This window comes from Streptomyces sp. E2N166 (assembly GCF_003671715.1).
GTDB lineage: Bacteria > Actinomycetota > Actinomycetes > Streptomycetales > Streptomycetaceae > Streptomyces > Streptomyces thinghirensis.
The window spans coordinates 1,337,638-1,354,998 of record NZ_RAIF01000006.1; the positions used below are offsets into that span (position 1 = coordinate 1,337,638).

General features: G+C 72.7%; 17 protein-coding genes. 5 read left to right on the forward strand and 12 right to left on the reverse strand.

Going from position 1 to position 17,361, the window contains the following annotated elements:
• Positions 1-271 precede the first annotated feature (271 nt).
• The gene (locus EBH09_RS06490; RefSeq protein ID WP_121745985.1) at positions 272-1,144 is read left to right on the forward strand and encodes a 3-hydroxybutyryl-CoA dehydrogenase; all 873 of its coding nucleotides are present in this window, start codon (positions 272-274) and stop codon (positions 1,142-1,144) included.
• A 182-nt stretch (positions 1,145-1,326) separates the two neighbouring features.
• The gene (locus EBH09_RS06495) at positions 1,327-1,584 is read left to right on the forward strand and encodes a hypothetical protein (RefSeq protein WP_121745986.1); all 258 of its coding nucleotides are present in this window, start codon (positions 1,327-1,329) and stop codon (positions 1,582-1,584) included.
• On the opposite strand, the gene EBH09_RS06500 is transcribed toward EBH09_RS06495, so the two are convergent.
• The 9 genes from EBH09_RS06500 to infC form a co-directional block, all read right to left on the reverse strand.
• A complete protein-coding gene (locus EBH09_RS06500; RefSeq protein WP_121745987.1) occupies positions 1,585-2,112 on the reverse strand; it encodes an NUDIX hydrolase in 528 nt (175 codons plus the stop codon). It abuts the gene before it with no gap.
• 118 nt (positions 2,113-2,230) lie between these two features.
• The gene (locus EBH09_RS06505; protein ID WP_121745988.1) at positions 2,231-3,571 is read right to left on the reverse strand and encodes a transcriptional regulator; all 1,341 of its coding nucleotides are present in this window, start codon (positions 3,569-3,571) and stop codon (positions 2,231-2,233) included.
• Between the two features lie 456 nt (positions 3,572-4,027).
• Positions 4,028-6,550: a phenylalanine--tRNA ligase subunit beta gene (gene pheT, locus EBH09_RS06510; RefSeq protein ID WP_121745989.1), complete on the reverse strand. Its 2,523-nt coding sequence runs from the start codon at positions 6,548-6,550 to the stop codon at positions 4,028-4,030.
• Positions 6,550-7,671, reverse strand: a complete 1,122-nt coding sequence (pheS, locus tag EBH09_RS06515) for a phenylalanine--tRNA ligase subunit alpha (protein ID WP_121745990.1) — start codon at positions 7,669-7,671, stop codon at positions 6,550-6,552. Before pheS ends, pheT begins: the two co-directional genes overlap by 1 nt.
• A 182-nt stretch (positions 7,672-7,853) precedes the next feature.
• Positions 7,854-8,993, reverse strand: coding sequence for an ATP-binding protein (locus tag EBH09_RS06520; protein WP_121745991.1), 1,140 nt, complete (start codon positions 8,991-8,993; stop codon positions 7,854-7,856).
• A gap of 50 nt (positions 8,994-9,043) precedes the next feature.
• A complete protein-coding gene (locus EBH09_RS06525; protein ID WP_121745992.1) occupies positions 9,044-9,892 on the reverse strand; it encodes an RNA methyltransferase in 849 nt (282 codons plus the stop codon).
• Between the two features lie 180 nt (positions 9,893-10,072).
• On the reverse strand, positions 10,073-10,456 hold the full coding sequence (gene rplT, locus EBH09_RS06530; protein ID WP_003977226.1) for a 50S ribosomal protein L20: 384 nt from the start codon (positions 10,454-10,456) through the stop codon (positions 10,073-10,075).
• A 97-nt stretch (positions 10,457-10,553) separates the two neighbouring features.
• Positions 10,554-10,748, reverse strand: a complete 195-nt coding sequence (rpmI, locus tag EBH09_RS06535) for a 50S ribosomal protein L35 (RefSeq protein ID WP_003977225.1) — start codon at positions 10,746-10,748, stop codon at positions 10,554-10,556.
• Between the two features lie 108 nt (positions 10,749-10,856).
• Complete coding sequence (infC, locus tag EBH09_RS06540; protein WP_121745993.1) at positions 10,857-11,510, reverse strand: translation initiation factor IF-3; 654 nt, start codon at positions 11,508-11,510, stop codon at positions 10,857-10,859.
• A gap of 384 nt (positions 11,511-11,894) precedes the next feature.
• Between infC and EBH09_RS06550 the strand changes: the two genes are divergently transcribed.
• Positions 11,895-12,251: a DUF1844 domain-containing protein gene (locus EBH09_RS06550; protein WP_055416031.1), complete on the forward strand. Its 357-nt coding sequence runs from the start codon at positions 11,895-11,897 to the stop codon at positions 12,249-12,251.
• Here EBH09_RS06550 and EBH09_RS06555 read toward each other — a convergent pair.
• Positions 12,242-12,985: an SseB family protein gene (locus tag EBH09_RS06555; protein ID WP_121745995.1), complete on the reverse strand. Its 744-nt coding sequence runs from the start codon at positions 12,983-12,985 to the stop codon at positions 12,242-12,244. The genes EBH09_RS06550 and EBH09_RS06555 overlap by 10 nt on opposite strands.
• Positions 12,986-13,075: 90 nt before the next feature.
• On the opposite strand from EBH09_RS06555, the gene EBH09_RS06560 reads away from it, so the two are divergent.
• Together EBH09_RS06560 and EBH09_RS06565 are read left to right on the forward strand one after the other, a co-directional pair.
• Positions 13,076-13,522 (forward strand): TIGR03618 family F420-dependent PPOX class oxidoreductase, encoded by a 447-nt coding sequence (locus tag EBH09_RS06560; protein ID WP_121745996.1) that lies wholly within the window; start codon positions 13,076-13,078, stop codon positions 13,520-13,522.
• A gap of 321 nt (positions 13,523-13,843) precedes the next feature.
• Positions 13,844-14,650: a hypothetical protein gene (locus EBH09_RS06565; RefSeq protein WP_193776137.1), complete on the forward strand. Its 807-nt coding sequence runs from the start codon at positions 13,844-13,846 to the stop codon at positions 14,648-14,650.
• Here the strand turns inward: EBH09_RS06565 and mycP are convergent.
• Together mycP and EBH09_RS39945 are read right to left on the reverse strand one after the other, a co-directional pair.
• A complete protein-coding gene (gene mycP / locus EBH09_RS06570; protein ID WP_238697223.1) occupies positions 14,635-15,780 on the reverse strand; it encodes a type VII secretion-associated serine protease mycosin in 1,146 nt (381 codons plus the stop codon). The two genes, EBH09_RS06565 and mycP, sit on opposite strands and share 16 nt — an antisense overlap.
• 143 nt (positions 15,781-15,923) lie before the next feature.
• The gene (locus EBH09_RS39945; protein WP_193776138.1) at positions 15,924-16,736 is read right to left on the reverse strand and encodes a hypothetical protein; all 813 of its coding nucleotides are present in this window, start codon (positions 16,734-16,736) and stop codon (positions 15,924-15,926) included.
• Between the last annotated feature and the right edge of the window lie 625 nt (positions 16,737-17,361).

Genomic DNA, 17,361 nt, shown 5'->3' on the forward strand with positions numbered 1-17,361 from the left:
ACCGCGGCGTTTCCGTCTCCGGGCGCGGGACCTGCGCCCGGCACCGTTCGGCTGGGCCCTTCGGCTGGACCGGCGGGCTGTGGATCGGCCCATGAGAAGACCTCCTGAACGCTTCGGATCCGCACGGTCACGGATCGTGAGGGGGAACCCAGCATGCCCGACCCGGGAGACGGATCCGTGACCATTCGGGGGTAACGTGCTCGATCGGAGCAGGCACCGGGGACCCCGGTACGCCTGCTGCCACAGCCGTGAAGTCAGCGAAAGGGACGATGTGACCGGCATCTCGGGAGATATCACACGCGTCGGCGTGGTGGGCTGCGGTCAGATGGGGGCGGGCATCGCCGAGGTGTGCGCCCGCTCCGGTCTGGAGGTGATGGTCGCCGAGACCACCGGCGAGGCCCTGGAGATCGGCCGTACCCGGCTGTACAACTCGCTGAGCAAGGCGGCCGAGCGCGGCAAGATCACCGAGGAGGAGCGGGACGCGACGCAGGCGCGCCTGAGCTTCACCACCGACCTCGGCGAGTTCGCCGACCGTGACCTGGTGATCGAGGCCGTCGTCGAGAACGAGCAGGTCAAGACCGAGATCTTCCAGGTGCTCGACCAGGTCGTGACCCGGCCGGACGCGATCCTGGCCTCCAACACCTCCTCGATCCCGCTGGTGAAGCTGGCGGTCGCCACCTCGCGGCCCGACCACGTCATCGGCATCCACTTCTTCAATCCGGCCCCGGTGCAGCAGCTGGTCGAGCTGATCCCGGCGCTCACCACCTCCGAGGGCACGCTCAGCCGGGCGCAGCTGTTCACCGAGAAGGTGCTCGGCAAGCACTCCATCCGCGCCCAGGACCGCTCCGGCTTCGTGGTCAACGCGCTGCTGATCCCCTACCTGCTCTCCGCGATCCGGATGTTCGAGTCGGGCATCGCCAGCCGCGAGGACATCGACAACGGCATGGAGATGGGCTGCGCCCATCCGATGGGCCCGCTGAAGCTGTCCGACCTGATCGGCCTGGACACGGTCTCCTCGGTCGCGTACTCGATGTACGAGGAGTACAAGGAGCCGCTGTACGCCGCTCCCCCGCTGCTCCAGCGCATGGTCGACGCGGGCCGGCTCGGCCGCAAGAGCGGTTCGGGCTTCTACACCTACGGCTGACACGCACAGTGACATCGCACGGGCCCGGCACCTGACGAGGTGCCGGGCCCACGGCGTTCACACGGCGTGTGCGCACCGGGCACGCATATGCCGCTCGCACACTCTCCCCGCTCGCCGACCAGGCGGGTTGACTCACCATGCACATGCAAGGGACGTGAGACCACTACGGAAAGGAGCGGTTCGTGACCGCCGATCCCGAGCATTCCGTCCATCAGGGAGAGCTCGCAGAGTTACGGCGCCGGCTCGATGTGGCGTACGCCCGCGTCGAGGGCGGACTCGCCCTGCTCTCCCATCGCACCGAGGAGAGCGCCAAGGAGCTGGAGGACCTGAACGCCCGGCTGACCGCCCTGGAGCACGCCCGCTGGCCGCTTCCCTCGGTCGCGGTCCTCACTGCCCTGGGTGCCCTGGTCGTGGCGGTGTGGCAGGCACTCGGGCACTAGCTAGGACCGGAGATGGTGCAGCAGGAGTAACGCGGCCGCCATGTTGGCGGCCGGGACCTCCCCGCGGGCGACCAGGTCGGGAACGAGCTTGAGGGAGACCCATTCCCGGCGGTCCGACTCGAAGTCGTCCACGGGGTGCCCGACGTACACGCCCTCGTCGGCCCAGTAGATGTGGTGCCGGGCGTCGGTGAGGCCGTTGGACGGCTCCACGCTCATGAGGTGGCGCAGCGGTCCCGGCCGCCAGCCGGTCTCCTCCTCCAGCTCCCTGGCCGCGGCCACCGCCACGTCCTCGCCGTCCTCGACGACGCCTGCCGCGAGTTCCCAGCCCCAGCTGTCAGTGATGAAGCGGTGCCGCCACAGCAGGAGGACTTCGCCCGCCGCGTTCACGACCGTGGCCACGGCCACGGGCCGCATCCGTATGAGGAAGTGGTCGAGATGCCGGCCGTCCGGTAGCCCGACGTCGGCGAGGTTGACGCTGAACCAGCGGTTTGAGTACACAGTTTGTTCGTTCTCTTTCGTCCACTGCACTGTTCTGCCACCTTTCCTGGAGTAGGTGGCAATATCGCAGCAGTGGTGTCCCGGCAGCAGGCGCACGGCGGCCGCTCACGGCGCAGCGGTGGGCGCAGGGCGCCCGGGGAGCTGGCGGTCACAGCGGGACGCGCAGGGCCCCGTCGATGAGTTCGGCGGCCTCCGCGGTGCCCGCACAACCGCTGCGCACCAGGTGCTCGCGGACCGCGCGGAGTCTGTCGCGCAGGCGCTGGGACTCCATGCCGCGGGCCTGTTCGGCCATCTGCACCGCGGTCGCCACCGCCTTGTCGGCGTTGCCCTGGCGCAGTTCGATCGTGCTGAGCATGGCGAGCCGGTGCACGCGGCCGCGGTCGTGCGCGGGGTTGTCGACGGCCGCCGCGGCGTGCTCCCCCGCCGCCGCCAGTTCCCCCAGGCTCAGCAAGGCCTCCGCCACCTGGACGTTGACCAGGCCGGGCTGGACGTATCCGGTCTCGTCGGGCTCGTACCCCCGCCGGATGCGCTCGGCGGCCTGTTCGGCGCGCCGGATGCGGGACAGCGCGCTGGTGCCGTCGCCGAGGTGCGCGTACGCCTTCGCCTGCATGGCGTACAGGTCGGAGGCGAGGGCCGGGGTGATGTGCCGGCCGGCGGCGCGCAGGGCGGCCTCGGCGAAGGCGACGGCCTGCCGGTTCTCCCGCATGAACAGCGCCTGGTTGACCAGCAGGGCGATGACGTAGGCGCCCAGGCCCCGGTCCCCGCTGGCCTTCGCGAGCCGCAGTGCCTGGTGGAAGTAGCGCTGCGCGAGGCCGTGCGCGTCGGAGTCGTACGCGCAGATTCCGGCCACCGCCACCAACCCGCCCGTGGCCCGGTGCAGTTGACGGCCGGTGGCGTCCGTGTAGCTGCCGCGCAGCAACGGGGCGGCCTCGGAGTTGAGGAAGCCGACGATGCGGGCGCGGGTCGCCATGCCGCCGGCCTTGCGGTACATCTGCTCGTAGTGGGCGCGGGCGCAGCGCAGCGTCTCCAGGTCCCCCGCGGTGACCCGGTGCCGGCCGCCGCGGGAGACGTCCACGTCCTCGGGCGGGTTCTCCCACTCCCACACCGGCATCACGGCGGGCGTGCCGGTGAGCGCGGGAGCGCCGAGGATGTGCGGGCGCTGCTGCTGGTCGGAGCGCCACAGCGCGGTCGCACGCTCCACGAACCCGGACAGCGAACCGGTGTGCGGGGCGACCGGCTCACCGGGCACGCCGAGGCCGATGTCGTCGAGGGTGACGGGGCGGTGCAGCCGGGAGGCGAGGACCTCGCAGATCAGGTCGGGCACCTGACCGCGCGGTCGCTGCCCCTTCAACCACCGCGCGACGGCGGTGTGCTCGTACCTCAGCGCGAGCCCGCGCGCTCTCCCCACCTGGTTGACGTGCGCGGCCAGTCCCGCGTGCGAGACCCCGGCCTCGTCGAGGATCGCGTCGAGCAGGGTGTTGGGCTGCATGGGTGCCCCCCGGTGACTCGGTGCCGACAGCGTAGTGCGTCGGTCTTCACACGGGGTGTGATCGGAGTACGCGCATCCGTACCGTGCGCGCACTGTCGCGGAGAGTTCCGGGCCGGTTGACTTAACTGCCTCGAAAGAGGCCGGCCGGGCCGTCGGCTCCCCCTCGTACAGTACGGCGGCCCGTTCCCACGCCGTCCGCCCGGCTGCCTGCCCGACACTCCGTGGCGGGGCGGACGGCGCGCCGGCTCCGCCGGTTGCGCAGGGCGACTAATCGCCGTTCGGTGTGCGGTGCGTCGTCGGCTGCGGGTGCGCTGTGCCTGGTCGCGCAGTTCCCCGCGCCCCTAAAAACAAGGCGTTGCGCTGACGTCCCTCAAGGGGCGCGGGGAACTGCGCGAGCGACCACGACGCGCCCGCAGCCGCCGACCGGCAGGAACCCCACGCCCCTTGGGCGAACCGCTAACTACGCAGCACCGCTCCGACCCGCTCGCCCGCGAGGGCGACCGCCGCGTCCCGCGCAGCCGACGCCTCGTCGACCGTCAGCGTCCGGTCCCCCGCGCGAAAGCGCAGCGCGTACGCCAGGGACTTGCGCCCCTCGCCCAGCTGCTCCGCGTTGTCGTAGACGTCGAACAGCCGGATGGACTCCAGCAGTTCACCCGCACCCTCACGCAGCGCGGCCTCGACCTCCGCCGCCGGGACGAACTCGTCGACCACCAGGGCGACGTCCTGCGTGGCGACCGGGAAGGTGGAGATGCCCGGCGCCTGCGGGGTGTCGTCGCCGACCCGTGCCACGGCGTCGAGGTCCAGCTCCATCGCGCAGGTCCGCGCGGGCAGGCCCAGCGTCTTCAGGACGCGCGGGTGCAGCTCACCGGCGTGTCCGATCACCTGGTCCTCGCCGTCCACCGTGATGGTCAGCTCGGCGCAGCGGCCCGGGTGCCACGGTCCGTACTGGCCCTTGCGGGAGCCCAGTTCGGCGCCGGCCTCGCGGGCGACGGACCGGGCGGCCTCGATGGCGTCGGCCCAGTCGGCCGGACGGCCCTTGCCCCACCAGCCGGCCTGCTCGCGGGCGCCGGCCAGGACGACGGCGACGTGCCGCGGCTGGTCGGGCAGCGCGGCGTCGAGCGCGGCGAGGTCGTCGGCGCCGGGGCGCCGGTCGACGGGCAGGTTGGCGGCGGTCTTCCGCTCGTCGCGCGGGTGGAAGACCAGGCCGGTCTCGAAGAGGGCCAGGTCGTGCGAGCCCCGGCCGTCGTTGCGGCGCAGCGCGCCCAGCAGGCCCGGCAGCAGCGAGGTCCGCAGCGCGGGCTCCTCGTCGCTGAGCGGGTTGACGAGCTTGACGACGCGGCGGGCCGGGTCGTCGGCGTCCAGGCCGAGCTGGTCGAAGACCTGCTCGCTGACGAACGGGTAGTTCGGCGCCTCGACGTAACCGGCCCCGGCCAGCACCCGGCCGACGCGGCGGTGCAGCCGCTGCCGGGAGGTCAGGCCGCGGCCCGCCGGGGGCCTGGGCAGCGTGGAGGGCAGGTTCTCGTAGCCCTCCAGGCGGATGACCTCTTCGGCCAGGTCGTTCGGGTCGGTGAGGTCGGGCCGCCAGGACGGGACGGTGACGATCAGCTCGTCTTGTCCGTACACGTCGCAGCCGACCTCCTGGAGGCGGCGCACGACGGTCTCGCGGCCGTACTCCACGCCCGCGACCTTGTCCGGGTGGTCGGCCGGGACGCTGATGGTGTGCGGCGCGGAGGGGGCGCTGATCTCGGTGACGCCGGCCTCGGCGGTGCCGCCCGCGAGCAGCACGAGCAGGTCGACGGTGCGCTGCGCGGCGGCGGCGGCGGCCTGCGGGTCGACGCCGCGCTCGAAGCGGCGGGAGGCCTCGGAGGACAGCTTGTGGCGGCGGGCGGTGCGCGCGATGGACACCTGGTTGAAGTGGGCGGCCTCGATGACCACGTCGGTCGTCGCGTCGCCCCCGTTCTCGGCGGCACCGTGGTCGGCGATCTCCGTGTTGGCGCCGCCCATGACGCCGGCGAGCCCGATCGGGCCGCGGTCGTCGGTGATGACGAGGTCCTCGGCGTGCAGCTTCCGCTCGGTGCCGTCGAGGGTGACGATCTTCTCGCCCTCCTCGGCACGGCGGACGCCGATGGTGCCCTGGACCAGGGAGCGGTCGTAGGCGTGCAGCGGCTGGCCCAGCTCCATCATCACGTAGTTCGTGACGTCGACGGCGAGCGAGATCGGGCGCATGCCGACCTTCTGCAGCCGGCGCTGGAGCCAGATCGGGGAGCGGGCCTCGGAGCTGAGACCGGTCACCGTGCGGGCGGTGAAGCGGTCGCAGCCGGTGGGGTCGGCGATCTTCACCGGGTAGCCGTAGGCGTTCGGTCCCGGCACGTCGAGCAGGGCCGGGTCGCGCAGCGGCAGGCCGTAGGCGATGGCGGTCTCGCGGGCGACGCCGCGGATGGACAGGCAGTCGCCGCGGTTGGCGGTGACGGCGATGTCCAGCACCTCGTCGACCAGTTCGAGCAGCTCGATGGCGTCCTTGCCGACCTCGGTCTCCGGCGGCAGCACGATGATGCCGTGCGAGCCGTCGTCGCCCATGCCCAGCTCGTCGCCGGAGCAGATCATGCCGTGGGACGTCTTGCCGTAGGTCTTGCGGGCGCTGATCGAGAAGCCGCCGGGCAGGGTGGCGCCGGGGAGGACCACGACGACCTTGTCGCCGACGGCGAAGTTCCGGGCGCCGCAGACGATCTCCTGGGGCTCACCGGTGCCGTTGGCCCGGCCGACGTCGACGGTGCAGAAGCGGATCGGCTTCTTGAAGCCCTCCAGCTCCTCGATGGTCAGCACCTGGCCGACGACGAGGGGGCCCTTGAGGTCGGCACCGAGGTGCTCGACGGTCTCGACCTCGAGGCCGGCCGAAATGAGCTTGGCCTGGACGTCACGGCCGGTCTGCGTGGCCGGCAGGTCGACGTACTCCCGCAGCCAAGAAAGCGGGACCCGCATCAGATCTCCATCCCGAACGGCCGGGTGAAGCGCACGTCACCCTCGACCATGTCTCGCATGTCCTCGACGTTGTGGCGGAACATCAGCATCCGCTCGATGCCGAACCCGAAGGCGAAGCCGCTGTACTTCTCCGGGTCGACGCCGCAGGCGGTGAGCACCCGCGGGTTGACCATGCCGCAGCCGCCCAGCTCGATCCAGCCCTCGCTGGAGCAGGTGCGGCAGGGCCGGTCGGGGTTGCCGACGGACGCGCCCTTGCAGACGTAGCAGAGCATGTCCATCTCGGCGGACGGCTCGGTGAAGGGGAAGAAGTTGGGCCGCAGCCGGGTCTTCATCTCCGCGCCGAACAGCGACTGGACCATGTGGTCCAGGGTGCCCTTGAGGTCCGCCATGGTCAGGCCCTCGTCGATCGCGAGCAGCTCGACCTGGTGGAAGACGGGGGTGTGCGTGGCGTCCAGCTCGTCGGTGCGGTACACGCGGCCGGGGCAGATCACGTAGACCGGCAGCTCGCGGTCGAGCGCGGAGCGGATCTGCACGGGCGAGGTGTGGGTGCGCAGCACGACGCCGGACTCGGCGCCGCCCTCGGAGCCTTCCACGAAGAAGGTGTCCGCCTCGCCGCGGGCCGGGTGGTCCGGCCCGATGTTCAGGGCGTCGAAGTTGAACCACTCGGCCTCGGCCTCGGGGCCCTCGGCGACCTCGTAGCCCATGGCCACGAAGACGTCCTCGATGCGCTCGGAGAGCGTGGTGAGCGGGTGGCGGGCGCCGGCCGGTACACGGTCGTAGGGCAGCGTGACGTCCACGGCCTCCTCGACCAGGACGCGCGCGTCGCGCTCGGCCTCCAGCTCCTCCTGGCGGGCCGCCAGCGCCTTGTTCACGGCGCCGCGGGCCATGCCGACGCGCTTGCCGGCCTCGGCCTTGGCCTGCGGGGGCAGGGCGCCGATCTCGCGGTTGGCCAGCGCCAGCGGCGAGGTGCCGCCGGTGTGGGCGACCTTGGCCTCCTGGAGCGCGTCGAGGGAGCTCGCTGCGGCGAAGGCGGCGAGCGCCTCGTCCCGCATGCGCTCGATCTCTTCCGGTTTCAACGCCTCGACCTCGACAGGGTCGTACGACTTATTCGGTGCCGACATCTCTTCCCGTGCTTCCGATTGGCTGGCTGATGGTCCCCGTCACCGGCTCGTGGACGAAGCGTCCGTGTGACGCAGCGTCTCCGTGACGAATCGTCTGCGTCCGAGCGTCTCCGCCTGTGGGACACAAAGGTGCCAAAGGCCGAGTCTAACGGGGTGGAGGGAGGCGACTGCGCCCGCGGTGCTCAGGCCAGGTAGGCCGGGGCCGCCACGGGCAACGTAAATCGGAACTCGGCGCCGCCGCCGGGGGCGCGGCCGACGGTGATGGTGCCGCCGTGGGCTTCGACGATGCCCTTGACGATGTACAGCCCGAGGCCGGTGCCGCCGCGCTTGCTGCCCCGCCAGAAGCGGGTGAAGACGCGGTTCATGGACTCCTCCGGGATGCCGGCCCCTTCGTCGCTCACCGTGACCGACGTGCCGGTGTCCTCCCCTTCGCGGGGGGACGCCGTGGGCGTGACGTCAATGGTGACGGTTCCCTCGCCGTGCCGCACGGCGTTTTCCAGCAGGTTGCTCAGGACCTGGTCGACCTTGTCGGGGTCGGCCCACAGGTCGGGCAGCGGCTGCGCGAGGCGGAGCAGGAAGCGGTCGGCCTCCTGGCCTGCGGCGACGTACGCCTGGATGTGGCGGCCGACGGCGGCGCCGATGTCGACGGGCTGGCGGCGGACCTCCAGCCTGCCCGAGTCGATCCGCGAGATGTCCAGCAGCTCGGCGATGAGCCGGGTGACCCGGTCGGCGTCGGCGTCGACGGTCTCCAGCATCAGCCGCTTCTGGTCGTCGGTGAACCGCTCCCACTTGGCCAGCAGCGTGGCCGTGAAGCCCTTGACGGAGGTGAGCGGGGAGCGCAGTTCGTGGGCGACGGTGGCGATCAGCTCGGCGTGGCTGCGTTCGGTGCGGCGGCGGGCCTCGGTGTCGCGCAGGGTGACGACGACGCGGTGGAGGGGGCCGGTGGGCCGGGTGCGGACGTAGCGGGCGGAGACGAGGACCTCCCGTCCGCCGGGGAGCAGGAGGTTGCGCTCGGGCTGGCGGACGCGGATGGCGAGCCCGCCGTAGGGGTCGGTCAGCTGCCACCAGCGCCTGCCCTCGAGGTCCTCCAGGGGAAGCGCCTTCTCCAGCTGCTCGCCGAGAGCCTCGGCGGCGGGGACGGCGCTGATGCGGGCGGCGGCCGCGTTGAAGCAGATGACCCGGCCCCGCTCGTCCGCGACGACGAGGCCGTCGGGCAGCTGGTCGGGGTCGATGCCTAGGTCGGCGAGATCGCCGGGTGTGCGGGGCGCGGGCGGACGCGGCGCCTCCCGTGCACCCGGTGCGCTGCTCGTGCCGACGCTCATTCCCGTACCCCACCTCTCAACCGCGCAGGGGCCTTGAGCTGGTCACCCTACTAGCTCTCGGTGACGGAGCGGCACCCTCCGGCGGCGCGCTGTGCACGCGCCGACGCGTAGAGACATACGGCGGCGGCGGTGGCGAGGTTCAGACTCTCGGCCTTCCCGTGGATCGGGACGCGCAGGACGGCGTCGGCGAGGGCGCGGGTCTCCTCCGGGAGCCCCCAGGCCTCGTTGCCGAACACCCAGGCGGTGGGGCCGCCCATGGTGCCGGCGTCCAGTTCGGCGTCGAGGTCGTGCTCGCCCGCGCCGTCGGCTGCGAGGACGCGGACCCCGGTGTCCCTGAGCCCGGCGACGGCCCGTTCGACGGGGACGCCGACGGCGACGGGGAGGTGGAACAGGGAGCCGACGGAGGCGCGTACGGCCTTGGGGTTGTACAGGTCGACGGAGGCGTCGGTGAGTACGACCGCCTCGGCGCCGGCGGCGTCGGCGCAGCGCAGTACGGTACCGGCGTTGCCGGGGTCGCGGACGTTGGCGAGGACGGCGACGAGCCCCGGACGGGCGGCGAGGATCTCGTCGAAGGGGGTGTCCAGGAACCGGCACACTCCGACCAGGCCCTGCGGGGTGACGGTGGTGGAGATGTCCTCGATCACCTGCTCGGCGGCGAGGTGGACACGGGCACCGGCGTCCCGGGCCGCGCCGATGATGTCGGCGTAGCGCTCGGCGGCCTCGACGGTGGCGAACACCTCGACGAGCGTGTCCCCGTACCCCGTCGCCTCCCGCACGGCCTGCGGCCCCTCGGCCAGGAACAGCCGCTCCTTACCCCGAAAGTTCCGCTTCGCCAGCCGCCGCGCGGCGAGGACCCTGGGGGAACGGGGGGAGATCAGCTCGGGGCTGACGGGACGCACTTTGCTCACCTTCACAATTGAATCGGCGCTGACTGCGACGCGCCCCACAGGGGCGCGGGGAACTGCGCGACCAGCCACGGCGCACCCGCAGCCGAACGACGGGCCAGGCGGCGGCAACGAAGGACCCGCAGGCTTTCAAGCCTGCGGGTCCTTCAATGTCGGCTCGATGCCAGCGCAGCGTCACGCGGCCTTCGGCGCGTTGACGTCGCTCGGCAGCGCCTTCTGGGCGACCTCGACGAGCGCGGCGAACGCGTTCGGGTCGTTGACGGCCAGCTCGGCGAGGATCTTGCGGTCGACCTCGACGTTGGCGGCCTTCAGGCCCTGGATGAAGCGGTTGTACGTGATGCCGTTGGCGCGGGCAGCGGCGTTGATGCGCTGGATCCACAGCTGGCGGAAGTCACCCTTGCGCTTCTTGCGGTCGTTGTAGTTGTAGACCAGCGAGTGGGTGACCTGCTCCTTGGCCTTGCGGTACAGGCGCGAACGCTGACCGCGGTAGCCGGAGGCCTGCTCGAGGATCGCCCGGCGCTTCTTGTGGGCGTTGACTGCCCGCTTGACGCGTGCCACTTGTTAACTCCTTGTAGCGGGGCCGCGGTGATCCTCACGCGGCCCGGTATCGATTGGGTCCCGGTCCTGCCGTACGGCGCTCAGTGGCGCCCGTACGTCACTTGCCGAGAAGCTTCTTGATCTTCGCGGCGTCGCCCGGGGCCATCTCGGCGTTGCCGGTGAGGCGACGCGTCACACGGGACGACTTGTGCTCGAGCAGGTGGCGCTTGCCGGCACGCTCACGGAGCACCTTGCCGGAGCCGGTGATCTTGAAGCGCTTGCTGGCACCGCTGTGCGACTTGTTCTTCGGCATAGCGCCGTTCTCTCCTCGTCGGTGGCGCTCCGGTGCCCGGTCGTGAAACCGGGCACGGTGGAGCGTCGCTTGTATCGGTTACGTCCTGGGGACTGACGTCCCCCGGGGTCACGCCTCGGCGGGTGCCTCGGCCTGAGCCTCGGCGTCCACCTCGTCGGTCTCCGCGGCGTTCTGCGACTTGCCGGGGTTGGCCTTCGCGTCCGCCTTGCGGGCTTCCTGCGCCTGGCGAGCCTCGGCCATCGCCTCGGTCTTCTTCTTGTGCGGACCGAGAACCATGATCATGTTTCGGCCGTCCTGCTTCGGGTTCGACTCCACGAACCCGAGGTCGGCCACGTCCTCCGCGAGACGCTGCAGCAGTCGGTAGCCGAGTTCCGGCCGGGACTGCTCGCGACCACGGAACATGATCGTGATCTTGACCTTGTCGCCCTGCTTGAGGAACCGAACGACGTGACCCTTCTTGGTGTCATAGTCGTGCGGGTCGATCTTCGGCCGGAGCTTCATCTCCTTGATGACCGTGTGCGCCTGGTTCTTGCGCGCCTCACGTGCCTTCATGGCCGACTCGTACTTGAACTTCCCGTAGTCCATGAGCTTGCACACGGGCGGACGGGCGTTCGCCGCGACCTCGACGAGATCGAGGTCGTACTCCTGCGCAAGCTCCAGGGCCTTGGCAAGCGGGACAATCCCGACCTGCTCGCCGCTGGGACCGACAAGTCGCACCTCGGGAACGCGAATCCGGTCGTTGATGCGGGGCTCGGCGCTGATGGATCCTCCTCGGTAGCACCACGCGACGGTCTGGCGGACAGCCGCGTAACGTCTGTGTTCGATAGACCTAACCGCGCCGGCGCAACAAAAATGCCCCGGACGATCACAGGCGGGGCTCCTCGAACTACTACCGGAGCACCGCCGCGATGGCCGCGGGGCGCGATTTCGGGCCGGTCGCCGCCGCTGGGACGGGACCGCCTGACCGGTGACCCGCCGTCCATGGGACGGCCAGGTGGGAGTTCGAAGCCTCCACTTGTGGGCCGGACCGCTGCCGTGAGGCGTGCGTATCCGACCGGTCGTTACACAAGGTTAGCAGCTCGGCAGGGGAAGGGCTAACCGAGACCGAGTGGGGCCGCCCGCCGCCCTGCGCCTATCGTGTGCGGCATGAGTGACACCCCTCCTGAGACGCCCGACTTCGATGCCATGACCCGCGACATCGCCGAGGTTCCCGCGGTCGAGGTGATCGTGACGGTCGCCGTCAACCTGATGAGCGCCGCCGCCGTGAAGCTGGGACTGACCGAGGAGGGCGAGGCGCACAAGGACCTGGACGAGGCCCGCAAGCTGGTGCACGCGCTGGCCGGTCTGCTCGACGCGACCGCGACCGAGATCAGCTCCTTCCACGCGGCTCCGCTGCGCGACGGCCTGAAGTCGCTCCAGCTGGCCTTCCGCGAGGCCTCGCTCGTCCCGGACGAGCCGGGCCAGGGACCGGGCGAGAAGTACACGGGGCCGGTCTACGGCTGACCCTGCTCCCTCACGTACAAGGGCTCGCCCGGCGGCGTGGCCCCGGCCGGCAGCAGTGCCAGGTCGAGGCCCCGCACCAGGCGGGCCCTCAGTGTTTCGTCGGCGGCGAGGCGCTCGGCGACGGCTCGGGCGGCCTTCGCCGGGTCGGCGTCGGGGGCCAGGAGCAGCGCCAGGGTGCCGTCGGCCCTGCCCGGCCCGAGGTACGCCCGGAGCACGGCGGGCTCGGCGGCCACGGCGGCGCGGGCGGCCTCGGCCACCGCGGGATCGGCGAGCGGGTCGGTCGTCGTACGGCCCTCGGCCAGCGCCAGCAGCGCCGCTCCGGTCAGCTCGAACGGCACCGGCCCGGCGAGGTCCAGTACGACCGTGTCCGCCTTCTCGTGCGCGGCGGCCTGCAAAGCCTGGTGCACCGGTACGGCGACGGGGCGGGCTCCGGAGTCCCAGCGGGCGAGCGAGTCCGTGGACGTGAAGGCGGGCAGGGCGGTGCGGCCGCCGGCCTTCAGCGTCGGAACGGCCATGTCGCTGGTCTTCTCGCGGCGCAGCCCGTTCTCGTCCTCCTCCGCCTCACCGAGGACGGCCACGACGGGCACCAGCAGCCGGGCGCCCTTGAGCGCCTCCAGTACGGGTGCCAGGGCGGTGCGGTCCTCGGCCCAGGCGGCGAGCGCGGCGCTCAGCCGGGGGTCGGCGGAGCCGTCGTCGTCGGAGAAGGCGGAGTCGGGGATGTTCTTGTCGGCCACGGTTCCCGACCCTAGTCGAGGGGGGCGGGCCGCCTGCCGCGGGCTCCCCTGCCCGGCGGCGACGACGATCATGGTTGGTAGCCTCGCCGGATGACCGCGACCTTTGACGACGCCGTCCGCGCTCGGCTCCGGGCTCCCCACATCTGGTACGTCGGCACGGTGTTCGCCGACGGAGCGCCGCAGGTCAGCCCCATGTGGGTGGACCTGGAGGGTGAGAACGAGCTGACGTTCAACACCTCGGTGGGCCGGGTGAAGGAGGAGAACCTGCGCCGCGACCCCCGTGTCTACCTCTCGCACGCCGACGCCGCCGACCCCTTCGACCGGGTACAGATCAGCGGTGTCGTGTCCCGCTTCGTCGAGGGCCCGGAGGCGCACGACCGGATGGACCGGCTGGCCCGCAAGTACCTGGGCAGCGAGCGCTTCGAGTGGATCATGCCGGGCGAGCAGCGGATCGCGGTGGTCGTGCGCCCGGTGAAGGTGCGGCACATCGTGGGGGTGGAGCGGTTCCGTCCCGGCGGTCCGGTGCCCGCTTCCTGATCGCCCCTCGGCCGGGCCGCGCGCGAACGATCCACATCCGTCTCTCAGGGATCTGTGACCGGCATTCAACGTCCGCCCCACGGACCGCACAGCCACCGCCTGAAGCATCACGGGCATGGAGTCCTCCGGAGCCCGGCCGGACCGGCGAGCCCGAAGGCCACGGCGGCGGCGCGCGCCGGTGTGTGCCGTCCTGATCGCGTTCGCCGTCGTCGGCGGTGCGGCCACCGGGGTGCCTACCGGCAGGGGCAGGGCCACGCGCGCCCCGGTGCGGGCGGCGCCGTATCGTCGTCGGCCTCGGCACCCTCGGGCGGGGAGGCATCGGTGGAGACGGTCGGGCCGGTCGTGGACCGTGACGCGCTGCTGGCCTCGGCCATGGCGTCGGTGACCGTGGCGGACGGCGTCGAGGTGTCCGTGGCGGTGCTCGACGCGGACTCCGGCGACAGCGCCTCGTACGGCACGGATGTCTTCGAGACGGCGAGCATCGTCAAGGTCGACATCCTGGCGGCGCTGCTGCTCCAGGCGCAGGACGCGGGGCGAGCGCTGACCGCGGCGGAGCAGTCCTACGCCGTCGCCATGATCGAGGACAGTGACAGCGACTCGGCGTCGGCGCTGTGGCGGGCGATCACGACCGCGGACGGGCTCGACGCCGCGAACGAGCGCTTCGGCCTGACGGGGACGGACGGCGGCGACGGCCCGCTGTGGGGGCTGACCCGGACCACGGCCGCCGACCAGGTCGAGCTGCTGCGGCAGGTGTTCGTGGCGGACGGCTCGGAACTGAGCGAGGCGTCACGGGCGTATGTACGGGGGCTGATGGGCCGGATCGCCGACGGGCAGCGGTGGGGCGTGTCGGCGGCGGCCGACGGTGGCGCGGGTGGCGACGGTTCGGTGGGTGGCAGTTCAGGGTGGGCGTTGAAGAACGGCTGGCTGCGGCGGAGTACCACCGGGCTCTGGGTGGTCAACAGCGTCGGGCGGGTCGCGTCGGACGGTCACGACCGCCTGGTGGCGGTGGTGTCGCGGGGCAGCGCGACGCTGGCGGAGGGGATCGCCCTGACCGAGGCGGCGGCGAAAGCGGCGGTGTCCGTGTTCGCCGGGGCCGCGGGCGCCGCCGGCGGTCAGAAGTCGTCGTAGCGTTCCCGGCGGCCCCGCCACAGGACGACGGCCGCGACGATCATGACGCCGCCCGCACCGCCGGCCAGAGGGGCGGCCCAGGCCGAGGTGTCGTCGTCGGAGGGCGGGGCATCGGGGCCGGAGCCGAAGTACTTCTCGCCGTACGCCGCCGACTTCAGCCCTTCCGGCTTCAGCCGTCCGGCCGCCTCGATGGCGGCGGCGGGGTCGACGAAGCCGTAGCCGCGTGAGTCGTCGCGGCCCTCGGCGGGGGCGTTGCGGGCCGTGTCCTCCAGCAGGGACTTGACCTGGGCCGGGGTGAGGTCCGGGTGGGCCGACTTCACGAGGGCGGCGGCCCCGGAGACGAAGGCGGAGGCGGCGCTGGTGCCCCAGCCCTCGTAGTACCGGTGGTCGGGGTCGGCGATGATCACGTCGACGCCGGGGGCGCTGACCGTGGCGTACCAGCGGCGGGTCGAGAAGGAGGCGCGGGTGCCGTAGCGGTCGACGGCGGTCGCGGCGATCACGCCCGGGTAGGCGGCCGGGTAGGAGATGTGGTCGCCCTTCTCGCCGCCGTTGCCGGCCGAGGCGACGACGACCACGCCCTTCTCCAAGGCGTACTGGATGGCCTCGTCCTCGGCGGGTTCGGGGTGCGCGGAGGCCGAGTCGTCGCCGAGGGAGAGGTTGATGATGTCGGCGCCGTGGTCGGCGGCCCAGCGGATGCCCTCGGCGAGGGCGTTGCCGCGGGTCTTGCGGGCCTTGGCGCGGGACGGGTCACCGTCCTCCAGGATCACGCGCAGGGGCAGGATCTTCGCCTCGGGGGCGATGCCCATGACGCCGTCGGCGTTGCCGGCGCCGTGGCCGTGTCCGGCGATGATCCCGGCCATGGCCGTCCCGTGCCGGGCCCAGGCACGGTCGCCCTCGCTCGCGCCGAAGCCGACCAGGTCCTTGCCGGTGAGGACGTTGCCGACCAGGTCGGGGTGGTCGGCCTCGACGCCGGTGTCCAGGACGGCGACGGTGACGCCGGCGCCCTTGGTGGTCCCCCACGCCTCCTGGGTGTGCATGGCGCCCAGCGCCCACTGCTGGGCGCGGATGCCGTCGGCGTGCGCGGCGGGTGCCGGGACGAGGACGAGGGCGGCGGCGAGGAGGAGGCTCAGGGCGCCTGTCCTGCGGGTCCGGGGCCCGGCGGTGTTCGCGACGACGGGGCTGACGGTGCTCACGGCGGTGCCGGCGGGGGTCACGGCGGTGCCGGCGGGGGTCACGGCGGTGCCGGCGGGGGTCACGGCGCTGCTGACGGGGTTCACGACGGGCGCTCCGTGGCCGGGCCGACGTTCTTGCGCAGGGCGCGTTCGACGCGGTCGGCGAGGCCCTGCGCCTCGTGGCCGAGGCCGGCCTGGGCGGGGGCCGACGTGGCGTCGGACTCCATGGCCTCCTCGGCGGGCTCCGGCTCGTCCACGGTGCGGGCGTCGGCCCAGCCGGACACGGCGTAGACGACGACGGGGGCGTCGGTGAGGACGGAGACGGTCCACGAGGCCCGCTGCCGCGCGCCGAAGCCCGCGGCGACGGTGTCCTTCGCGGCGTACGGCAGCGGCATGAGGTCCTCCCTGCGGCCCAGCCCCTCCTTCTCGAACCGGCCCCGCAGCGAGGTCATGGCGGCGGCGTCGGCCTTGGCGAAGAGCAGGCCGACGGTGGTGACGTAGCTCTGGGTGGCGTCGGTGTAGGTGGCGCGCAGCAGGCGCCGGCAGCCGATCGGGTCGAGGACCTTGGCCAGCAGCGGGTCGAAGGCACCCTCGCAGTCGCTGTCCGGGGCCACGGCGACCCGCGTCCAGGTGCGGTCGGCGCCGCCGGGGCCCGCGCCCTGTCCCCGCACGGTGGCCGGGAACAGCTGGTCGACCGGCACGCTGTGCCACAGCTCCCCGGCCTCGGCGAACGCGCCGCGGGTGCCGCCGTCCCCGGAGTCCCCGGCCAGCCAGCTGCCGGTGACGGCACCGGTGACGAGTCCCAGCCCGAGCACGAGGCAGACGGCCGCGGCGACGGCCTGGGGCCGCAGCCGCCCGCCGAGCGGACGCGGCCGGGCAGGTTCGTCGTAGCCCTCAGGCTCCCCGAACGACACCCGCGGCCGCCCGTCGCCGGGCGCCGGCGGCGTGCTCCAGGAGAAGGCCGGGTCAGGGGTGGCGGGGCTCGGAGACGGGGCCGTCGGGTCGGCGAGCGGGGCGGGTTCCGGTCGTCGTCGCGGATGCGGGTCCGCTCGGACAGCGGGTTCCGCTGCGGCTTCCCGTCCCGGAGCGGGTGCCGGTGCGGCTCGGACGTCCGGTGCCGGATCAGGTGCCGGTGCCGACTCCGGTGCCGGTTCTGCCGGGATCGGGCGCAGGCGTGTGGTCGTCTCCGACGGGGTCTCCGCGGGGACGGCGGGCCGGCGTGGCGGCGCCTCCGGGGCCCCGCTCCCGCCCGGGGTCTCCCGGCCGACGTTCGGCGGGACGTCGGGGAAGCGGGCGGAGGCGCGGGGTGGCGGGTGCGCGGGGTCGGTACCTCGGGAATCGGCGAGCCGGAAGCGCGGGTAGTGGGGCCGGGCACCGCCCCCGGGTCCGGGGGGCCAGGGGTCGCCGTCCCTGCCCGGCGTGGACGGACCGGAGGCCCGGCCGTCGCCCGAGGATCCGGTCCCGTCCGCCCGGCCTTGCCTCATCGCCGTACGCCGTCCCGGGGCGTTGCCGCCCTCGCGTGCCGTGGTCGCGTCGGTG